21 protein-coding genes are annotated in these 19,309 nt (G+C 58.0%); 10 read left to right on the top strand and 11 right to left on the bottom strand.

Annotation, left to right across the window (positions count from 1 at the left end):
- Window positions 1–75 precede the first annotated feature (75 nt).
- The gene (gene entD / locus EXW94_RS15935) at window positions 76–765 is read left to right on the top strand and encodes an enterobactin synthase subunit EntD (RefSeq protein WP_174340517.1); all 690 of its coding nucleotides are present in this window, start codon (window positions 76–78) and stop codon (window positions 763–765) included.
- Here the strand turns inward: entD and sitD are convergent.
- From sitD to EXW94_RS15915, 4 genes are read right to left on the bottom strand one after another with little or no spacing between them, the layout of a single operon-like run.
- A complete protein-coding gene (gene sitD / locus EXW94_RS15930) occupies window positions 701–1,540 on the bottom strand; it encodes an iron/manganese ABC transporter permease subunit SitD (RefSeq protein WP_174340516.1) in 840 nt (279 codons plus the stop codon). The two genes, entD and sitD, sit on opposite strands and share 65 nt — an antisense overlap.
- Window positions 1,537–2,394 (bottom strand): iron/manganese ABC transporter permease subunit SitC, encoded by an 858-nt coding sequence (gene sitC, locus EXW94_RS15925; RefSeq protein WP_174340515.1) that lies wholly within the window; start codon window positions 2,392–2,394, stop codon window positions 1,537–1,539. The genes sitD and sitC overlap by 4 nt, the downstream gene beginning before the upstream one ends.
- The gene (sitB, locus tag EXW94_RS15920; RefSeq protein ID WP_108415807.1) at window positions 2,391–3,197 is read right to left on the bottom strand and encodes an iron/manganese ABC transporter ATP-binding protein SitB; all 807 of its coding nucleotides are present in this window, start codon (window positions 3,195–3,197) and stop codon (window positions 2,391–2,393) included. Before sitB ends, sitC begins: the two co-directional genes overlap by 4 nt.
- Before the next feature lie 2 nt (window positions 3,198–3,199).
- On the bottom strand, window positions 3,200–4,111 hold the full coding sequence (locus EXW94_RS15915; RefSeq protein WP_174340514.1) for a metal ABC transporter substrate-binding protein: 912 nt from the start codon (window positions 4,109–4,111) through the stop codon (window positions 3,200–3,202).
- 212 nt (window positions 4,112–4,323) lie between these two features.
- On the opposite strand from EXW94_RS15915, the gene EXW94_RS15910 reads away from it, so the two are divergent.
- From EXW94_RS15910 to EXW94_RS15900, 3 genes are read left to right on the top strand one after another with little or no spacing between them, the layout of a single operon-like run.
- Window positions 4,324–4,884: a hypothetical protein gene (locus EXW94_RS15910; protein ID WP_045339332.1), complete on the top strand. Its 561-nt coding sequence runs from the start codon at window positions 4,324–4,326 to the stop codon at window positions 4,882–4,884.
- The gene (locus EXW94_RS15905; protein WP_174340513.1) at window positions 4,881–5,237 is read left to right on the top strand and encodes a putative T6SS immunity periplasmic lipoprotein; all 357 of its coding nucleotides are present in this window, start codon (window positions 4,881–4,883) and stop codon (window positions 5,235–5,237) included. Before EXW94_RS15910 ends, EXW94_RS15905 begins: the two co-directional genes overlap by 4 nt.
- Window positions 5,237–5,737 (top strand): type VI secretion system tube protein Hcp, encoded by a 501-nt coding sequence (locus EXW94_RS15900; protein WP_026080547.1) that lies wholly within the window; start codon window positions 5,237–5,239, stop codon window positions 5,735–5,737. Before EXW94_RS15905 ends, EXW94_RS15900 begins: the two co-directional genes overlap by 1 nt.
- An 87-nt stretch (window positions 5,738–5,824) precedes the next feature.
- On the opposite strand, the gene EXW94_RS15895 is transcribed toward EXW94_RS15900, so the two are convergent.
- Complete coding sequence (locus EXW94_RS15895) at window positions 5,825–6,274, bottom strand: SymE family type I addiction module toxin (RefSeq protein ID WP_174340512.1); 450 nt, start codon at window positions 6,272–6,274, stop codon at window positions 5,825–5,827.
- 380 nt (window positions 6,275–6,654) lie between these two features.
- Window positions 6,655–8,688 (bottom strand): choline BCCT transporter BetT, encoded by a 2,034-nt coding sequence (gene betT / locus EXW94_RS15890; protein ID WP_023296083.1) that lies wholly within the window; start codon window positions 8,686–8,688, stop codon window positions 6,655–6,657.
- 128 nt (window positions 8,689–8,816) lie between these two features.
- Here betT and betI point away from each other — a divergent pair, with 128 nt between their 5' ends.
- From betI to betA, 3 genes are read left to right on the top strand one after another with little or no spacing between them, the layout of a single operon-like run.
- Complete coding sequence (betI, locus tag EXW94_RS15885) at window positions 8,817–9,404, top strand: transcriptional regulator BetI (protein ID WP_010428377.1); 588 nt, start codon at window positions 8,817–8,819, stop codon at window positions 9,402–9,404.
- 13 nt (window positions 9,405–9,417) lie between these two features.
- Window positions 9,418–10,890 carry a betaine-aldehyde dehydrogenase gene (betB, locus tag EXW94_RS15880; RefSeq protein WP_174340511.1) on the top strand — a complete coding sequence of 491 codons (1,473 nt, stop codon included), beginning with the start codon at window positions 9,418–9,420 and terminating at the stop codon, window positions 10,888–10,890.
- A gap of 13 nt (window positions 10,891–10,903) precedes the next feature.
- On the top strand, window positions 10,904–12,568 hold the full coding sequence (gene betA, locus EXW94_RS15875; RefSeq protein WP_174340510.1) for a choline dehydrogenase: 1,665 nt from the start codon (window positions 10,904–10,906) through the stop codon (window positions 12,566–12,568).
- A 93-nt stretch (window positions 12,569–12,661) separates the two neighbouring features.
- On the opposite strand, the gene EXW94_RS15870 is transcribed toward betA, so the two are convergent.
- The 5 genes from EXW94_RS15870 to budA all read right to left on the bottom strand — a co-directional run bounded on the left by EXW94_RS15870 (window position 12,662) and on the right by budA (window position 17,343).
- Window positions 12,662–13,360 carry a GNAT family N-acetyltransferase gene (locus EXW94_RS15870; protein WP_174340509.1) on the bottom strand — a complete coding sequence of 233 codons (699 nt, stop codon included), beginning with the start codon at window positions 13,358–13,360 and terminating at the stop codon, window positions 12,662–12,664.
- A gap of 107 nt (window positions 13,361–13,467) precedes the next feature.
- The gene (locus tag EXW94_RS15865) at window positions 13,468–13,941 is read right to left on the bottom strand and encodes a cold-shock protein (protein WP_010428355.1); all 474 of its coding nucleotides are present in this window, start codon (window positions 13,939–13,941) and stop codon (window positions 13,468–13,470) included.
- 138 nt (window positions 13,942–14,079) lie between these two features.
- Window positions 14,080–14,850 carry a (S)-acetoin forming diacetyl reductase gene (locus EXW94_RS15860; RefSeq protein WP_174340508.1) on the bottom strand — a complete coding sequence of 257 codons (771 nt, stop codon included), beginning with the start codon at window positions 14,848–14,850 and terminating at the stop codon, window positions 14,080–14,082.
- Window positions 14,851–14,870: 20 nt separating this feature from the next.
- Window positions 14,871–16,592 (bottom strand): acetolactate synthase AlsS, encoded by a 1,722-nt coding sequence (gene alsS, locus EXW94_RS15855; RefSeq protein ID WP_217436470.1) that lies wholly within the window; start codon window positions 16,590–16,592, stop codon window positions 14,871–14,873.
- Window positions 16,564–17,343: an acetolactate decarboxylase gene (budA, locus tag EXW94_RS15850; RefSeq protein ID WP_174340506.1), complete on the bottom strand. Its 780-nt coding sequence runs from the start codon at window positions 17,341–17,343 to the stop codon at window positions 16,564–16,566. Before budA ends, alsS begins: the two co-directional genes overlap by 29 nt.
- 105 nt (window positions 17,344–17,448) lie before the next feature.
- Between budA and EXW94_RS15845 the strand changes: the two genes are divergently transcribed.
- The 3 genes from EXW94_RS15845 (at window position 17,449) to EXW94_RS15835 (ending at window position 19,163) form a co-directional block, all read left to right on the top strand.
- Window positions 17,449–18,330: a LysR family transcriptional regulator gene (locus EXW94_RS15845; protein ID WP_174340505.1), complete on the top strand. Its 882-nt coding sequence runs from the start codon at window positions 17,449–17,451 to the stop codon at window positions 18,328–18,330.
- A gap of 242 nt (window positions 18,331–18,572) precedes the next feature.
- Entirely contained in the window at window positions 18,573–18,680 is a 108-nt protein-coding gene (locus EXW94_RS28575) for an ash family protein (RefSeq protein ID WP_157843337.1), read from the top strand.
- A gap of 27 nt (window positions 18,681–18,707) precedes the next feature.
- Window positions 18,708–19,163, top strand: coding sequence for a hypothetical protein (locus EXW94_RS15835; RefSeq protein ID WP_174340504.1), 456 nt, complete (start codon window positions 18,708–18,710; stop codon window positions 19,161–19,163).
- Window positions 19,164–19,309 lie beyond the last annotated feature (146 nt).

Raw genomic sequence — 19,309 nt, 5'->3', positions numbered from 1 at the left:
CAGTGACTTCCCCCTCTCCCCATGGGAGAGGGCCGGGGTGAGGGCATCAGGCCGCACAATACTGAAGGGAAAACCATGCACACCACCCACAGCACATTTTCTCTCGCCGGCCACACCCTCCACCGCATCACTTTCGACCCCGCCACCTTTACCGACGCCGATCTCCTCTGGCTCCCCCATCACGCGCAGCTCGCTGACGCCGGACGCAAACGCAAGGCCGACCACCTGGCAGGCCGCATCGCCGCCGCGCACGCCTTACCTGACCACACCATGCCCGCCATCGGCCCCAGCGGGGAACCGCTCTGGCCGCAAGGTATTTCCGGCAGCATCACCCACAGCGGCACGCAGGCGATAGCCGTCGTCACGCAATACCCGGCGCTTATCGGCATCGATTGTGAAACGATCCTCTCCGAAAACGAAGCCAGGGAAATCAAAGACGGCATTATTGATACGCAGGAAGAACCTGTGCTTTCCCGCCAGGGATACCCGTTCGCCCTCGCCCTGACGCTGGTCTTCAGCGCCAAAGAGAGCCTGTTTAAGGCCCACTTTCCGCAGGTACAGGCCTGGATGGGTTTTGACTGCGCCCGCGTTACCAAGCTCGACGACAAGACGCTCACGCTGGCGTTGACCCGTCAACTGGCAGGCTTTGAAGAAGGCACCGCCTTCCCCCTGCACTGGCAGCAGCACGGTGAACAGGTCATCACCCTGCTGTCACACGCTCCTGGCGACGAGCCTTCACGCTGGTCACCACAAACGTCACGATAAACACCATCGCGAACAGGACCACAATGGTCGGCGCAGGCGCGCTGTCGAGATAAAACGACGCATACACACCGCTTACCGACACGAGGGCTGAAACGGCGACCGCGACCAGCAGCGCCATGTGGAAGCGTCGGGTGATCAGCACCGCCACCGCGCCGGGGGCAATCAGCAGCGAAATCGACAGAATAATCCCCACCGCCTTCAGCGTCGCCACGATGGTCAGCGAGACCATGCACAGTAAGCCGTAGTGCAGCCAGCGGGTGCGCAGCCCGCTCGCCTGCGCCTGCTGGTAATCAAAGCAGAACAGCAGAAAGTCGCGCCACTTCAGGCCAATCACCAGCGCGATCAGCCCCGCCACGATCCCGCTTTGCAGAATGTCCATCCCGTTAATGCCCAGCATATCGCCGAACAGAATGTGGTCGAGATGCACCTCGGGTTTGACGGCGATATAGAGGATCAGGCCCGCGCCGAACATGCCGGAAAACACGATCCCCATGACCGTATCCTGCTTGATTCGGCTGTTATCCTTCAGGTATCCGGTGGCGACCGCGCAGAACAACCCGGCCACAAACGCCCCCAGCGCCAGCGGCAGGCCCATCATCCACGCCAGCACCACACCGGGAAACACCGCGTGGCTCATGGCGTCGCCCATCAGCGCCCAGCCTTTCAGCACCAGAAAAACCGACAGCAGCGCACAGGGCACGGCCACCAGGAGTGAAATCAGCAGCGCGTTGTTCATAAACGCAAACTGGAAGGGTTCAAGGAGCAGCGCCATCATGGATGTGCCTCCTGCGCGCGACGTGCGCGACGGCGGCTGGCGAGCAGCCCGTGCTTCGGCGCAAAGACGAACGCCAGCAGGAACAGCAGCGTCTGGGCCACGACAATAATGCCGCCGGTCGCGCCGTCCAGATAGTAGCTGGCCCACGCGCCGAGGAAGCTGGTGATGCTACCAATGGCGACCGCAATCATCAGCAGGCGCGGAAAGCGGTCGGTCAGCAGCCACGCGGTCGCGCCGGGGGTGACCACCAGACAGATCACCAGAAACGCGCCGACGGTTTGCAGCGCCGCCACGGTAGAGACCGCCAGCAGGGTAAAGAAGAGGATTTTCAGGCGTTCAGGACGCAGGCCGATGGCGCGGGCGTGGTTCTCATCAAAAAAGGTCACCATCAGATCTTTCCATTTGAACAGCAGGATAACCATCGACACCACGCCGATAATCGCCAGCTGGACGATATCCTCCGGGGCGATAGCCAGAATATTGCCGAGCACGATGGTCTGAATGTTCACCGAGGTCGGGTTGAGCGAGACCATAAACAGCCCCAGCCCGAAAAAGGAGGAGAAGATCAGCCCGATGATGGCATCCTCCTTCAGGCGGCTGCGCTGGTTGAGAAACAGCATGCTGCCCGCCGCCAGTCCGCCTGACAGGAACGCCCCCAGCGAGAACGGCAGCCCGAGCATGTAAGCGCCCGCCACGCCGGGCACGATGGAGTGCGACAGTGCATCGCCGATCAGCGACCAGCCTTTAAGCATCAGGTAGCAGGAGAGAAACGCGCACAGCCCGCCCACCATCGCCGAGACCCACATCGCGTTGAGCATGTACTCGTAGCCGAAGGGTTCGAGAAGCGCGTTCATTTGGCCTCCTGTCGGTGCGTCACGAAGGGGCGTTCGTCGTCGGTAATAATGCGATCTTCCGAACCGCTGAGCACCACGTGGCGCAGCACGCCGCTAAAGGCGCGCTCGAGATTCTCGGCGGTAAAGGTGGTTTCCGTCGGGCCGCTCGCCAGAACGGTGCCCTTGACCATCACCGTGTAATCACAAAACTCCGAGACCGAGCCCAGGTTATGGGTCGAGACCAGCATTGTTTTGCCCTCGTCGCGAAGCTCGCGCAGCAGGCTGATGATCCTGGCTTCGGTTTTGACGTCCACGCCGGTAAACGGCTCGTCGAGCAGGATCACCTCGCCCTGCTGGGCAATCGCCCGGGCCAGAAACACGCGCTTCTTCTGCCCGCCGGACAGCTCGCCAATCTGCCGATGGCGCAGCTCGAGCATATCCACGCGCTTCAGGGCGTCGGTCACGATTTGTCTGTCGCGATCTTTGGGCCGACGCAGAAACCCCATGTGCCCGTAGCGGCCCATCATCACCACATCTTCGACCAGCACCGGAAACGACCAGTCAACCTCTTCCGACTGCGGCACGTAGGCGACCAGATTTTGGCGCAGCGCCCGGTGAGGCGGCAGCCCCAGAATGGTGATAGTGCCGCTCGCCGCCCGCACAAAGCCCATCACCGCTTTGAACAGCGTGGACTTGCCGGAACCGTTCACGCCTACGAGGGCGGCAATCGATCCGCCCGGTACGCTGAACGACGCGTCGCGCAGCGCCGTGTGGCCGTTGCGGTAGGTCACGGTCACATCTGTGACAACAATCCCCTTGTGCATGGTTACTCCTTCATGCCGTCACGGATACCCTGCACCAGCGTGCGGGTGGTGACGTTCAGCAGATCGATATAGGTCGGTACCGGGCCGTTTTCCGCGCTCAGGGAGTCGACGTACAGCACGCCGCCGTAGTGGGTGTCGGTTTCCCGCGCCACCTGACGCGCGGGCTTATCGGAGACCGTGCTTTCGCTGAAAACCGCCGGGATATGATATTTTTTCACCTGGTCGATCACCTTGCGCACCTGCTGGGGCGTGCCCTGCTGATCGGCGTTGATCGGCCACAGGTAAAGCTCTTTCATCCCCAGATCCCGCGCCAGATAGGAGAAGGCACCTTCGCTGGTTACCATCCAGCGCTTGTCTTCCGGGATCTCCGCAACCTGCTTGCGCAGCGGTTCGAGAGTGGCGGTGATCTTCTGCTTGTAAGCATCAGCGTTGCGCTGGTAGGTCTGAGCGTTGGCCGGATCATACTTCACCAGCGCGTCGCGGATGTTATCGACGTAAATCAGGGCGTTGTCCGGCGACATCCACGCGTGCGGGTTGGGCTTGCCGTTATACGGCCCCTCGCCGATCCCCATCGGCGTAATGCCGTTAGTGACAATCACTTCCGGCACGCCGTTCAGGTGCTGATAAAAGCGCTGGAACCAGAGTTCCAGATTCATGCCGTTCGCCAGAATCAGCTGCGCCTTCTGTGCGCGTTTTATATCGCCCGGAGTGGGCTGATACTCGTGAATTTCCGCGCCCGGTTTGGTGATGGAGGTGACCTCTGCGGCATCCCCCGCCACGTTTTTCGCCATATCAGCGATAACGGTAAAGGTGGTGATAACCTGAAACTTTTCAGCCGCCAGCGCGCCGGTCGTAGTCGCAGTCATGAGCAGCGCGCCGAGCAACAGACGCTTCAATCCTTGCCGTGGGTGCATCGCAGAAGTCTCCTGAGGTGATTAAATTCAAAGCAAAATTAGCCCGTGCCATAAGGTATAGCACAGGCTATATTTAAATGAAAATGGTTATCATTAAAGTTGTGTCAACCTGGACTGTCAGACGGAATTTTTAGGAAATGTGCTTTCTTTTTTCTCTCACGGTCAGGAGTATTATTTACGGCCAATACCCATATTAATAAAAGGGAATTGACATGCCGGTTAATGAAAGAATTCACCCCACTTCGGGAACCCCGATTAATCCGGGCGGGATCCGACAGCTCACAATTGGTGAAATCGCCCTGGCGAAGACGCTTTACGGTTACAGCATCCGTTATCATCTGGTGTGGGTACACAGGGAAAGCTATCTTCCTTTTAATCTGCAACCCGTTGATGTGGCGATGAGTCCCAATGGGGAAATGTGGTTTAGAGAAGACACATATTCTCCGGATTTTTCATTAGAAAAATTGTTAGATAAAAAACACCTATTCATGCATGAAATGATGCATGTCTGGCAGGCCCAAAAAGGGATGTTTGTCAGAACAAGGGGATTATTCTCTGGTATTGCTGACTACACCTATAGCTTTGATAAAGCAGATCTATTGCATTACGGATTAGAACAGCAAGCATCGATCGTAAGTGACTACTGGTTATTACAATTTTATGGGTTTGAAAAATATACATTCCTGCCAAAATATCGAGATATAAATTCGAATGAACCCGTTTATTCTCTGCTGCAAAAATATAAAAATATTCTGAAAGGATTCCCAGGATGAAAACTATAACGCTCATCTCACCATTATGTATTCTCCTGACGGGGTGCCCTGGTTGCCCGCCGTTGTCTCATCCCAGAGCTACTTTTATTGATGGTAACCATGTTTGCTTTAGTAATGATAAAAAAGATGTCGTGAACTATTACACTATTGATTCCATCAAAGGTCCCGACATTACTACCATCACAAGTTCGGGAAGGAATAAAATCAGTTGGTCTTATCCTAACAGTTGCATAGATGTGAATTGGGAGTATGGCTATACGTATGTTATTAGCTATGGTTTAAATAATAAAAAATATCACCACGAATTTTTCATTGATAATGACGGACAGCTTACTAATTTAGGAGAATTATAATGTCATTACCCGCTTACTTATTTCTCTACGATGAGAACGGAATGCAGGTTCAGGGCGACTGTATGATGCCAGGCCGGGAAGGTGCTATCGAAATTATGAACAGCAGTTACGGCATAAAACAGGCAGTGGACAGCCATACCGGGAATATGACCGGAACACGGCAGCATAGTCCGGTTACCGTGCATAAGCAATTAGATAAAGTGAGCCCTTATCTTGCCGTTGCCGCCTGCGAGGGCAGACGGCTCCAAAAAGCCATTATCAAATATTATGAAATTGTTGAAGCGGGAGCAGAAAGAGAGATCTACACCATTACGCTTGATAGCGTGGTGATCTCATCTCTGGATTTCACGCATGTTTATTACCCGGGCAGCTCAGCCCCGAATATGCATGAAGTGGTGGGACTTCGATTCCGGGGCATTCAGTGGAATTATGTGAAAGGCAATATTCTTTATGGCGATGCATGGATGAAACCAGCTCAGAAAGAGAAGAGTAACGCATAATTTACCTGGCTCATAAAGATCAATGCATGCTGCCGCTCAGAAACGGCGATCCTGGCATTTCCAGGATCGCTTGGTTAATCTTTAGCGTTACCCTTTTCCACTTTCGTTAACGGGCAAATCCCCTGTATCAATTAACGCTCCCGGAAATGTCTCCAGCCACTTCATCACCTTCAGCTTATTGGTATATGTCGCGCTGACGCCTTCCAGACAGCCCCACAGCTCACGGGAATTTTGCGGCGTAATCACAATACAATCCGGCATCACGCGGATCTTCACGGCTATTCCTGCTTTAAACCCTGCGCGGGTTATCCACGCGCCGGTTAACGGCAGATAGTTGCGCTCCATTCGAGTATAAAGTTCCACACAGGCGGAATCCGCCTCTCCTCTTTCATGAAGATACGCAGAGTGAACCGGCTCGTCATGCAATGCTCGGATGCGTTTTTTGCGTAGCTTCTCGCGATTTTCTTGCTGAATCTCTAAATCTGTATTTTCTGTTTGGGCAATAGCTCGCTCTGGCATAGAATTCTTCGCAGCCATAATCAACTCCGTATTAGTTGTTTGTGGTTAGCGGTATGGAGGTGGTCGCACACCTTTGTACCGCGATTCCTTTTCTTACCTTTTTACCTATTCTTTCAAGTTCTCAGTGCTGGGTTAACTGGCGCTATTATACTGCCATGGATAAATGTACAGGGGTCGAATATTAGGGAAATGCGAGGCGGCTCGAGTAAATAAAGAAAAATAAAATGGTGAAGATAAAGAAAGGAAATATTGCCCTTCAGATCCAATGCTCATTAAACGCCTGATGGCGCTTCGCTTATCAGGCCTACGATAAACCGGTTTTGTAGGCCGGGTAAGGCATCGCCGCCACCCGGCATGAGGGCAGCGGCGCTGCCTTTGTAGGTTCTTCAGATCAAGCCTCAAACATCCGGAAACATCACGCTATTCCCCGGCGCTTCCCTGTGCAGATGGATAAAGTTCAGGTGCCGTTCATACTGGTCCAGAATGTCCGTGATCACCTGCTCCTTGCTGTAATCCATCAAATCGTTCCCCTGGCTGCCTTCCAGCAGGAAGGTCTCCAGCCGGTAGTAGGTCGACTTCCCGCTGCGCGCCCGGTAGGTAAAGCCGGGAACCGAATACTGCTGTGGCCAGATCTGATAGACAAAGTTCTGCTCGTCGCCCATGTGCACCAGCAGATCCAGGTGCCCCAGATTTTCGCCCTCTTCCGGGGGCAGGTTTTTCAGCTCCACGTAGGCGCCACGCAGCTTCAGCTCCTGGGCCACCTCTTCCATCGCCGGGAAACAGACCGTCTCCATCATCTGGCTGGTGTAGCGCGTGCCGGGGTAGTTCATCAGGCGCGAGAGACGTTTTTTCCAGCTCAGCCTGTCCTGCGCGCCCAGCGGACGCGGGGCGGTGTCGCGGCTGGCGCTGACGCGGCGGTAGTCTTCCACCTTAAGCGATTTATACAGCCCGGCCATCACGAAGAAGATCACGAAGCTGAACGGCAGGCCCATGATCACCGTGGTGTTCTGCAACGCCGAGATACCGTTGGTCATCAGCATGCCGAGCGTCAGCAGGCCGATGGCGACGGACCAGAAGATGCGCAGCCAGTTCGGCGCGTCGCTGTTAATGTCCTTGAGCTTCGAGGTGAAGTTCCCCAGCACCAGCGCGCCGGAGTCCGCCGAGGTGACGTAGAACAGCAGGCCGGTAATGGTCGCTACGGACGCGCTAAAGGTAAACGCCGGATACTGCGCCAGCAGGCTGTAGAAGCCGCGCTCCGGGTGCGCCATCGCTTCCTGGGCAAAAGTCGCATTGCCGTGGATGATCTCGTGCAGCGCGCTGTTGCCGAAAATCGACAGCCACAGCAGGGTAAAGGTGAACGGGATGATCAGCGTGCCCATCACGAACTGACGGATGGTGCGCCCACGCGAAATACGCGCCAGGAACAGGCCGACAAACGGCGACCACGCCACCCACCACGCCCAGAAGAAGAGCGTCCAGTTGTTCATCCACTCTGTCGGACGGTCAAAGGCGAAGCTGTTCAGCGTCATTCCCATAAAGCGGTTCACGTAATCACCCACGTTCAGCACTAAGGCATTGAGCAGGAACGAGGTGTCGCCCATAAACAGCACGAACAGGATCAGCCCCAGCGCCAGCGCGACGTTCAGCTCGGAGAGCACGCGAATCCCTTTATCCACGCCGGAGGTCACCGAGATGGTGGCGATAATCACCGACAGCGCAATCAGCGCCGCCTTCGCCGCCATCGAATCCGGGATGTCAAACAGCACGCTCAGCCCGTAGTTGAGCTGCACCACGCCAATCCCGAGCGTGGTCGCGATACCAAAAATGGTGCCGATCACCGCCGCAATGTCGACGCTGTGGCCAATCGGGCCGTTAATTTTTTTACCGAAAATCGGATACAGCGCAGAGCGGATGGTGAGGGGCAAATTATAACGATAGCTAAAGTATCCGAGCGCCATGCCCATCAGGGCGTACATCGACCAGCCGGTCAGACCGTAGTGGAACAGCGTCCAGACCATCGCCTGGCGCGCGGCCTCCATCGTCTGCCCTGCCCCTTCCGGCGGCTGCATATACTGCGTGACCGGTTCCGCCACGGAGAAGAACATCAGGTCGATGCCGATGCCTGCGGCAAACAGCATCGCGGCCCAGCTCAGCAGGCTGAACTCGGGCTTGGACTGCTCTGGGCCGAGCTTCACCGAACCGAAGCGCGAGCAGGCAATGCAGACCACGAAGACAATATAGAGCGTCGCCGCCAGCAGATAGTACCAGCCGAAGGTCTTCGACACCCAGTTCAGGGTGCGCCCAATCCACTCGGCAGAAAAATCACGAAAGAAGATCGTCGTCAGGGAAAACAACAAAATCAGCCCGGCGGAAGTATAAAAAACGACCGGATTGATTTTGTCTTTTTCTCTGTCCTGTGAAAGGTCTGTCATCCAGTATCCCCACTGTTTTTGTAACTATTGAAATTCAAATCCGCAACAATTAAGACACATTTTATATTGAACGTCCAATCAAAAACCGCTTTAATGGTTAACCAACGCTGATGAATGGAGTGGCAAAAATGCCCAAAGTGGGAATGCAGCCGATCCGGCGCAGGCAGCTTATTGACGCCACGCTGGAAGCAATAAATGAAGTGGGTATGCATGACGCGACGATCGCGCAGATCGCCCGTCGGGCGGGCGTTTCCACGGGGATCATCAGCCATTACTTCAAAGACAAAAACGGTCTGCTGGAAGCGACCATGCGCGACATCACCGGCCAGCTGCGCGACGCGGTATTGAGTCGTCTGCACGCCCTGCCGGACGCCAGCGCGGAGCAGCGATTGCAGGCCATTGTCGGCGGCAACTTTGATGAAACCCAGACCAGCGGCGCGGCGATGAAGGCCTGGCTGGCCTTCTGGGCGAGCAGCATGCACCAGCCGATGCTCTACCGCCTGCAGCAGGTGAGCAGCCGCCGTCTTCTGTCGAACCTGGTGTACGAGTTCCGCCGCGAGCTGCCGCGTGAACAGGCCGAAGAGGCGGGCTACGGGCTGGCGGCGCTGATCGACGGGCTGTGGCTGCGCGCCGCGCTGAGCGGCAAGCCGCTGGATAAAACCCTGGCGCAATCGCTCACCAGCCACTTTATCAGCCAGCATTTACCGACCGAATAACCGAGGAGGATTTATGTCCCGAATGGCAGAACAGCAGCTTTATATCAATGGTGGTTATACATCCGCCACCAGCGGTCGCACCTTCGAGACCATCAACCCGGCCAACGGTGAAGTTCTGGCGACCGTGCAGGCCGCCGGGCAAGAAGACGTCGACCGCGCCGTGGAAAGCGCACAGCGCGGGCAAAAAATCTGGGCGGCGATGACCGCCATGGAGCGCTCGCGCATCCTGCGTCGCGCCGTCGATATCCTGCGCGAGCGTAACGACGAGCTCGCAAAACTGGAAACCCTCGACACCGGTAAAGCGTATTCCGAAACCTCCACCGTCGACATCGTCACCGGCGCGGATGTGCTGGAGTATTACGCCGGGCTGATCCCGGCGCTGGAAGGCAGCCAGATCCCGCTGCGCGACACCTCATTCGTCTACACCCGCCGCGAGCCGCTGGGCGTGGTGGCGGGCATCGGGGCGTGGAACTACCCGATCCAGATCGCCCTGTGGAAATCGGCCCCGGCGCTGGCGGCGGGCAACGCGATGATCTTCAAGCCGAGCGAAGTGACCCCGCTTACCGCCCTGAAGCTTGCTGAAATCTACACCGAAGCGGGCGTGCCGGACGGCGTGTTTAACGTCCTGCCGGGCGTGGGCGCAGAGACCGGCCAGTTCCTGACCGAGCATCCGGGCATCGCGAAAGTCTCCTTTACCGGCGGCGTGGCCAGCGGCAAAAAGGTGATGGCGAACTCGGCGGCCTCGTCCCTTAAAGAAGTGACAATGGAGCTGGGCGGCAAATCGCCGCTGATAGTGTTTGACGATGCGGATCTGGATCTCGCGGCAGATATCGCCATGATGGCGAACTTCTTCAGCTCCGGCCAGGTGTGCACCAACGGCACCCGCGTGTTCGTGCCCGCGAAATTTAAGGCGGCGTTTGAGCAGAAAATCGTTGAGCGCGTGGGCCGCATCCGCGCGGGCGACCTGTTCGATGAACGCACCAACTTTGGCCCGATGGTCAGCTTCCCGCACCGCGACAGCGTGCTGCGCTACATCGCCAAAGGCAAAGAGGAAGGCGCGCGCCTGCTGTGCGGCGGCGACGTGCTGAAGGGTGACGGCTTTGACAACGGCGCGTGGGTGGCCCCGACCGTGTTCACCGACTGCACCGACGAGATGACCATCGTGCGCGAAGAGATCTTCGGCCCGGTGATGTCCATCCTCTCCTATGAATCCGATGAAGAAGCGATCCGCCGCGCCAACGACACCGACTACGGTCTGGCGGCGGGCATCGTCACCGCCGATCTGAACCGCGCCCACGGCGCTATTCATCAGCTCGAAGCGGGCATCTGCTGGATCAACACCTGGGGTGAATCCGCCGCAGAGATGCCGGTCGGCGGCTACAAACACTCCGGCATTGGCCGTGAGAACGGGGTGATGACGCTCCAGAGCTACACCCAGGTGAAGTCCATCCAGGTTGAGATGGGTAAATTCCAGTCCATATTTTAACCGGGAGGTTTATTTGCAATTTGACTACATCATTATCGGAGCCGGCTCTGCCGGCAACGTACTGGCAACACGACTGACTGAAGATCCGAACACCACCGTCCTGCTGCTTGAGGCGGGCGGGCCGGACTACCGCTTTGACTTCCGCACCCAGATGCCTGCCGCGCTGGCCTTCCCGTTGCAGGGCAAGCGCTACAACTGGGCGTATGAAACCGAGCCTGAGCCTTTCATGAACAATCGCCGCATGGAATGCGGACGGGGTAAAGGGCTGGGCGGCTCGTCGCTGATCAACGGCATGTGCTACGTGCGCGGTAACGCGATGGATCTGGACAACTGGGCGATAGAACCGGGTCTGGAGCACTGGAGCTACCTCAACTGCCTGCCCTATTACCGCAAGGCAGAGACCCGCGACGTGGGGCCGAACGACTACCACGGCGGCGACGGTCCGGTGAGCGTCACCACCTCTAAGCCGGGCGTGAACCCGTTGTTTGAAGCGATGGTAGAGGCGGGCGTGCAGGCGGGCTACCCGCGCACCGACGACCTTAACGGCTATCAGCAGGAAGGCTTTGGCCCGATGGACCGTACGGTCACGCCGCAGGGCCGACGCGCCAGCACCGCGCGCGGCTATCTGGACCAGGCCAAACCGCGCCCGAATCTGACCATCCGCACCCACGCCATGACCGATCACATTATCTTTGACGGCAAGCGCGCGGTGGGCGTCGAGTGGCTGGAAGGCGAAAGCACCATTCCGTCAAAAGCGACAGCGAAGAAAGAGGTACTGCTGTGCGCGGGCGCCATCGCGTCTCCGCAGATCCTCCAGCGCTCCGGCGTGGGCAACGCTGAACTGCTGAAGCAGTTTGATATCCCGCTGGTACATGATTTACCCGGGGTGGGTGAAAACTTGCAGGATCACCTGGAGATGTACCTTCAGTATGAATGTAAGGAGCCGGTCTCACTCTACCCTGCCCTGCAATGGTGGAACCAGCCGAAGATTGGCGCGGAGTGGCTGTTTGGCGGCACAGGCGTGGGCGCGAGCAACCACTTCGAAGCGGGCGGATTTATCCGCAGCCGCGAGGAGTTCGAGTGGCCAAACATTCAGTATCACTTCCTGCCGGTGGCGATTAACTACAACGGCTCGAACGCGGTGAAAGAACATGGCTTCCAGTGCCACGTTGGCTCCATGCGCTCGCCGAGCCGCGGCCACGTGCGCATCAAGTCGCGCGATCCGCACCAGCATCCGGCGATCCTGTTCAACTACATGTCCCACGAGCAGGACTGGCAGGAGTTCCGCGACGCGATCCGCATCACCCGCGAGATCATGCACCAGCCTGCGCTGGACAAGTATCGCGGTCGTGAAATCAGCCCGGGCGTCGAATGCCAGACCGACGAACAGCTGGACGAGTTCGTGCGCAACCACGCTGAAACCGCCTTCCACCCGTGCGGCACCTGCAAAATGGGCTACGACGAAATGGCGGTGGTTGACGGCGAAGGCCGGGTTCACGGGCTGGAAGGGTTACGCGTAGTGGATGCGTCGATTATGCCGCAGATTATCACCGGCAACCTGAACGCCACCACCATCATGATTGGCGAAAAGATTGCCGACGCCATTCGCGGGCGCGAGCCGCTGGCGAAGAGCACGGCGGCGTATTATGTGGCGAACGGGGCGCCGGTTCGCCGTTGAGTTGCCTGATGCCCTCACCCCGACCCTCTCCCACAGGGAGAGGGTGACAACCTATTCCCTCTCTCTATGGGAGAGGGTTAGGGTGAGGGAAAATTACTGCCGAAATTCCTCTAACCGCTTAATCTGCCGCCCTTCCCCGTCAAAATTCTCCGCCGCCAGCCAGGCGCGCAGCTCCGCGTCCCTTTGCGGCCACTCGCTGTCAATAATAGAGAGCATATCGCTATCGCGGTTGCGGCCTTTGCGCACCAACTTCTGGCGCAGCCGTCCCTCCCAGACAAACCCCAGCCTCTCTGCCGCGCTACGTGAGGCGATATTCATCGAATCACACTTCCACTCCAGCCGACGGTACTTATGCTCGAAGGCGTTTTTCAGCAGCAGCCACACCGCTTCGGTGCCGATGCGGGTGCCTTTCATCTTGCGCGACCAAGTGACGTGGCCGATTTCTACCGAGCCGAGAAACCGCTCGATCGCCATATAGCTCACCAGCCCTACCGCTTTTTCGGTGCGTAAATCGATCACCGCAAAGGGCACCAGGTCATCGTCCAGCACCTTTCCCAGTACCCAGTGCGCGGTCGCTTCCACGCTTTCCGGCTGCGTGCTGGCAAGCCATGTCCAGTCGCTGTCGTCGCCCAGAGCATAGGCTTCGAACAAATCTGAAGAGTGACGCTCCGCATCCAGCGGCTCAAGACGGCAGTACTGGCCGGTAAGCGGCGTGCGGGTTAACACGCGGGCGCATTTCCAGTCCGGGACGATATCGTTAACGGTTTGACCATGTTGATTGATTTCGGGCACGGCGTTGACTCCCTGAAAGGTAAGGGATTTGTTATAGCAGGTTAAAAAGCGGACGAGAAGAGAGAACGTGTAGGCCGGGTAAGGCGCAGCCGCCACCCGGCAAAAAATCACTTCAGCAGCTTCACCGTGGCGTCGATGTCGATCTCGTCTTCGGTAAAGATCATCGTCGTGTTCTGGAAGGTGGTGATCGCCAGCTTCTTCACCGAACGCGTTTCGCCCGGCTTTTTATCGGACTTTGGCTTGATGCTGTTCATCAGCAGCCCTACCGACAGCACCGCGTTCTCTTTGTCGATTTTGGCATCAACCGGCTCTTCTTCGCTGAACACCACGAAGGATTTGATTGAAGTGAGCTTCACGCGCTCGCCCGCAATATAGAGGTGCTTACTTTCGGGGATCACCTTCACCGCATAGGCGGAGAGGCCTTTGTTATTGGTGGTTGGCTCAAAGGTCACCGCGGCATCTTTCTTAATCAGATCGGGGTTCGCGACCTTAATCACATGAAAATAGCGGTTGTCGCCGTTTTCATCTTTGATAAATCCAAAGCCTTTATCTTTAAACCACGTTGTGATTGTACCGTTCATCGCTGTTACCGCCTGTCAGATCGTAATGACTAAAGTTTTGCAGCGCGCAGTGTAATGCACAATGGCGGAGGAGACAAAAAAAAGCCCCTGCACGGGGGCAGGGGAAAACTCATGTCAGAGCTTATTAGTATTACGTTATTAGTTGAACACCATCCCACCATCAATCAGCAGCGACTGGCCAGTCATATAGTCAGAGTCAGGCCCGGCGAGGTATGAAACGCAGGCGGCCACGTCTTCCGGCTCGGACAGGCGGCCAAGCGTAATGCGTTTGGCAAAGGTTTCGGTCCCGTAGCCGAGCGGTTTACCCGCCGCCTCGGAGACCTGACGGTCGATCTCCGCCCACATCGGCGTTTTGACGATGCCCGGGCAGTAGGCGTTAACGGTGATCCCCAGCGGCGCGAGATCCCGCGCGGCGGTCTGGGTTAAGCCGCGCACCGCGAACTTGCTGGAACTGTAGACGGCCAGTTCCGGGTTGCCGGTGTGGCCCGCCTGGGAGCAGGCGTTGATGATCTTGCCGCCGTGCCCCTCTTTACGAAACGCGTCAATCGCGGCCTGAATGCCCCAGATCACCCCTTTCACGTTGATGTTGTAAACCTTGTCGACAATCTCTGGGGTGATGGATTCGATAGGGGTAGACGGCGCGACCCCGGCGTTGTTAACGATCACGTCGAAGCCGCCCAGCGCGGTGCGGGCTTTATCCACCGCCGCAAACACCTGCTCGCGGTCAGAAACATCCACCTTCACGGCGACGGCTTTACCGCCGTTGCGGGTGATTTCATCGGCGACCGCTTTCGCCGTCTCAACGTTATAGTCGGCGATGGCGACGGCAAAGCCGTCTTTCACCAGGCGAAGCGCGATCGCTTTACCAATCCCCTGGCCTGAGCCTGTTACGAGAGCAACTTTTTGCATTTCTCTGTCCTTATATTGATTCACAAAATCTGGCTGAGATGGAGCTGGCCCATCAGCAGCGGGTTATCGCTGTAGTCGACGGGAATGGCCACCACGGCAGGGCCATCGACATCCATTGCCGCGCGCAGCGTCGGCTCAAGCGCGTCCGCGCTCTCCACGGCAAAGCCCTTCGCGCCGAAGGCGTCGGCATAGGCTTTGAAATCGACCGGCCCGAACTCGACGCCGGAAAGACGCTGGTATTTTTTCTCTTCCTGGATTGCCACCATGTTGTAGGCGTTATCCACCCAGATGATGTGCAGCACGTTGGCGTTGAGGCGCACCGCGGTTTCCAGCTCCATGCTCGACTGCAGGAAGCCGCCGTCGCCGGAGACCGACACCACTTTGCGCCCCGGATTCACCAGCCACGCGCCGATCGCCCACGGCAGCGCTACGCCCATGGTCTGCTGACCGTTGGAGATCATCACCTGACGCGCCCGGAAGCTGTAGAGGTAGCGGGCGATCCAGATGTGGAAGCTGCCCATGTCGACGGTGAGCGTCACGTCGCTGTTCACGATGTCCTGCATGGCGCGCACGATGCGCAGCGGGTGCAGGGCAAACTGGTTGAGCGAGGCGCCGCGGCGGTCGAGCAGATCCCGCTGATGCTGACGGTCGACCAGAATCTCTGATGCCCGCTGGCTCAGCTCCAGCTTACGCTCGATGCGGTTAGCGAGCAGGTTCAGGGTTTCGGCGATGTTCCCCACCAGCTCCAGATCCGGCACGTAGTTACGTTCTTCATAAGCGGGCAGCACGTCAATGTGCACCAGCGTGGCGTCGCCGCTGTTCCACATGGACGGCTCGTACTCCACCGGGCTGTAGCCGATGCAGATAATCAGATCCGCCAGGTGGAGCAGCCTGTCGCCTGCCTGGTTGTTGAACAAACCGACGCGTCCGGCAAAGCGGGTGAAGTGTTCCTGGTTCACCGCCCCGGCGGCCTGATAGGTGCTGGTCACCGGAATGCGGCTTTTCTCCAGCAGCGTGCGCAGCGCGGCGCTGTTCGCGGGCTGGCTGGCCATCAGGCCGAGCAAAATGACTGGATTTTTGGCGTTTTCGATAAGCTTCGCCACGTCGTTAATGGCGGATTCCGGTGCCGGGCCCATCAGCGCCGGGCCGCTGGCGGGTAAAATCGCCCCCGTCGCGGGCTGGTCAACAATATCCTGCGGCAGGCTGACGAACGCGCCCCCCGGCCTGCCGTGCTCGGCGGCGCGAAACGCGTTCGATACCACCTCGGCAATCGCGTCCGGTGAATTCACTTCAACGGCGTATTTGGTGACCGGGCTGAACATGGCGACGGTGTCCATGCTCTGGTGCACCAGCTTGGCTTTATCTGCCCGCTTCACCGCCCCGCCCAGCGCCACCACCGGGTCGCCTTCGCTGTTGGCGGTGGCGATGCCGGTGATCAGGTTGGAACAGCCCGGCCCGGAGGTGACCAGCGCCACCCCGGCCTTGCCGGTCAGCCGCCCTACCGCTGCCGCCATAAACGCCGCGTTGGCCTCATGGCGTACCGGAATGATCTCAATGGAGGAGTCCAGCAGGGAGTCAAAGACCTTGTCGATTTTCGCGCCCGGAATGCCAAACACCTGCTTCACGCCCTGCGCTTCCAGCTGGCCGACAACCATATCGGCGCCGTGCGCCCACTGACGTGACTGTTTCTCACTGTTCACGGTAGTTCTCCTGTTAGTTTTCGACGGAACGGATCGCTGCATCAAGATTGCTGGGGTGAAGGTTGGCCTGTAAAAACGCGCTGTCGGCGGGCAGGTCAATCATCAGCTTGCGGATTTCGCCGAAGGTGAGCACGCCGCTCTCCAGCTGGTAGTCGAGGAGATGTCCCCCGCCCTGGCGATCGTCGGTGATGAAATGCTCGTGATAGCCCGCCACGTTGATGCCCTGCATATGCTGCGGCGTGCGGAACCCGACCAGCACCCCTTCGCGCTGGTTAAATCGGAACACCGGCTGGTCGTCCAGCACGTCGGTCATCGCCCGGTACGGCGGCGTCTGGCGCGGCACCGTGCGGGTGTGGGCGTGGCGGAAGTTGCCGTCGATGCGCAGCGCGCAGAACAGGTTATCGGAGGGGATCTGCTGGTCGATGACGTCGTGGATCTGCTGGCGGCTGACCGGCCCGTCGAAGGTTTTGCGGTACTGCGGCTGGAACCAGGTCATCACCGCGAACGGCGTTTTCTGCTCCGGCTTCGCGGCCCGGGCGCTGCCGTCGGCGCGCAGCTGGTAGACCTGGCTGCTGAAGGCGATCATCTCGCCGTCCAGCTCGTTAAAGGTGCCAAGGCCAAAATCGCCGTGCGAAAGCAGGTCGGCGATCGTGGTCTCCCCCTCGTACACGCCGCTTAGCAGGGCGCTCATTAGCGATGTCTGATAGATCACACTGTCAGGATGCTGGGCGGAGAACCCCCGCAGGGTCTCGCACAGGCTGGCCTCACAGTCGCAGGCAGATGAATGCAGCATCGTGCTGGTCCTCTTCAACTTTATTTATAAAGGTTAAATAAATGTTGACCCGATTCAGCAGAGAGTTCCAATATAGAAACCATGCTGGTTTGAGACGTTTTTGATATGGAACTTCGATATCTGCGGTATTTTGTCGCGGTTGCACGCGAGCGACACTTCACCAGGGCGGCCGAAGCGCTGGGTATTTCACAGCCTCCTCTGAGTCAGCAGATCAAACGGCTCGAAGAGGAAGTGGGTACGCCGCTGTTCAGACGCCTGACGCGGGGCGTGGAGCTGACCGAAGCGGGAGAAGCCTTCTACGAGGACGCCTGCAAGATCCTGGCGCTGAGCGATGCCGCGCTGGAGAAAGCCCGCGGCATCGCGCGCGGGTTGAACGGCAGCCTGTCGATTGGCATCACCAGCTCCGACGCCTTTCATCCCAAAATTTTTGCCCTGATCCGTCAGTACCAGGTGCAGAACATGGCGGTGCAGGTTCACCAGGTGGAAGCCAATATGTCTTCGCTGACGACGATGCTGGCGGAGGGTGAGCTGGATATCGCCTTCGTGCGCCTGCCGTGCGAGAGCAGCAAGGCGTTCGAGTTAACAATCCTCGACCGGGAGCCGATGGTGGTGGCGCTTCATCGCGACCATCCGCTGGCAGCAAGCGGCGATCTGGCGCTGGATCAGCTGCGTGATACGCCGGTGGTGCTTTTCCCGCAGGAGGTCGCGCCCGGCCTGTACGACAGGGTTTACGGCAACTGCGAACGGGCCGGGATTGACGTGCAGCACGCGCTGCAGTCGTCACAGCTTTCATCCTCCCTGAGCATGGTTTCCGCCGGCGGCGGCTTCGCCCTGGTGCCGAAATCGATGGCGGCCATTTCTCCGCCGAATGTCACCTACCACGCGCTGAGCTCACCGGAGCTTTATACCGATATCGCGCTCTGCTGGCGGCGTTTTGAACGCTCGCGGACGGTGAAGCGGTTTCTGGCGATGATGAGCGAGGGGTAGCGCCGGTTTGGTTGGTGGTTTTTGTAGGCCGGGTAAGGCGTAGCCGCCACCCGGCAATGCCCTTCTGGAAGCCGCCTCGCAAACCTGCAAGCAACCTGATGTAATTCAGGGGCATCCCTTTTCATCCCTTCTTCACGGTCGTAAAGTGCTTGCGTTGCGGCACATCCGTAACCGGGCGTAGGAACCCGTTAGCATAAAGCGATATTTTTTGTCGCGACAGCGCATATCCCGTTAGAATCACGGTGGCGCTGACGGAGCAGTCGAAAGGCTGGCCGTTTTTCTTTATGCACGGTATTCCTACCTCCGTCAGCGCTACCCCCTCTGAGCGTAGGAACTCATCGGGCGGTTAATATTTTTTTGCATAAAGAGGATGCCTTATGGCTACTATCCCTGGATTTTCTTACGCGCTTACTGAAGAAAGCGCTATTTATCACCTTCTCCACGTACAACTTCCCGATTCTGCGGATCTCTTTGAACTAGCTGACGCCTGCACTGCGTATGTAAGCGTGCTGGTGGAAACTGACGACGCGGTGACGTTTGCCACACTCTGTAATCGATTGCTGGCTGCGCTGAAGCGGCTGCGGGAATGCTGCGATGCCAAACTGCCTTCGTATCTGGTTGAACTATTGATCGCAGGGGAAAAGATTACCTCCTGCGTGCCGGACTGCTGGCAGGAGACGACGCTGCAGGTGGACTATGCCGTAGCGTTAACGCTGGCGGTGCTGGGCGGTGCGCTGCCGCCTAGTGTAGCGAAAGAGCTGACCGGGCTGCTGCATGATATGGTTTGGCTGCTGGCGGAGTTTGTGAAGGAGCCGTATATAACGGCGCATTGAGGCGAGTGATGGGAGGCCGGAGTTCTGCTGGGTAAAAAACAGGATTTCGGCCTTATGCAAAGTACAGCGTTGTTTGTTGAGTTTTCGTTAAGAGCGAATTGCAGACATAAGGCCCATATTTGCGGCTGGTTTAGATCGCAGCAGAA

The sequence above is a fragment of the Enterobacter sp. JMULE2 genome (assembly GCF_013337145.1).
Taxonomy (GTDB): Bacteria; Pseudomonadota; Gammaproteobacteria; order Enterobacterales; family Enterobacteriaceae; genus Enterobacter; species Enterobacter mori.
The sequence above is the reverse complement of the archived record's forward strand: the minus strand, read 5'-3'. Positions and strand labels throughout refer to the sequence as shown.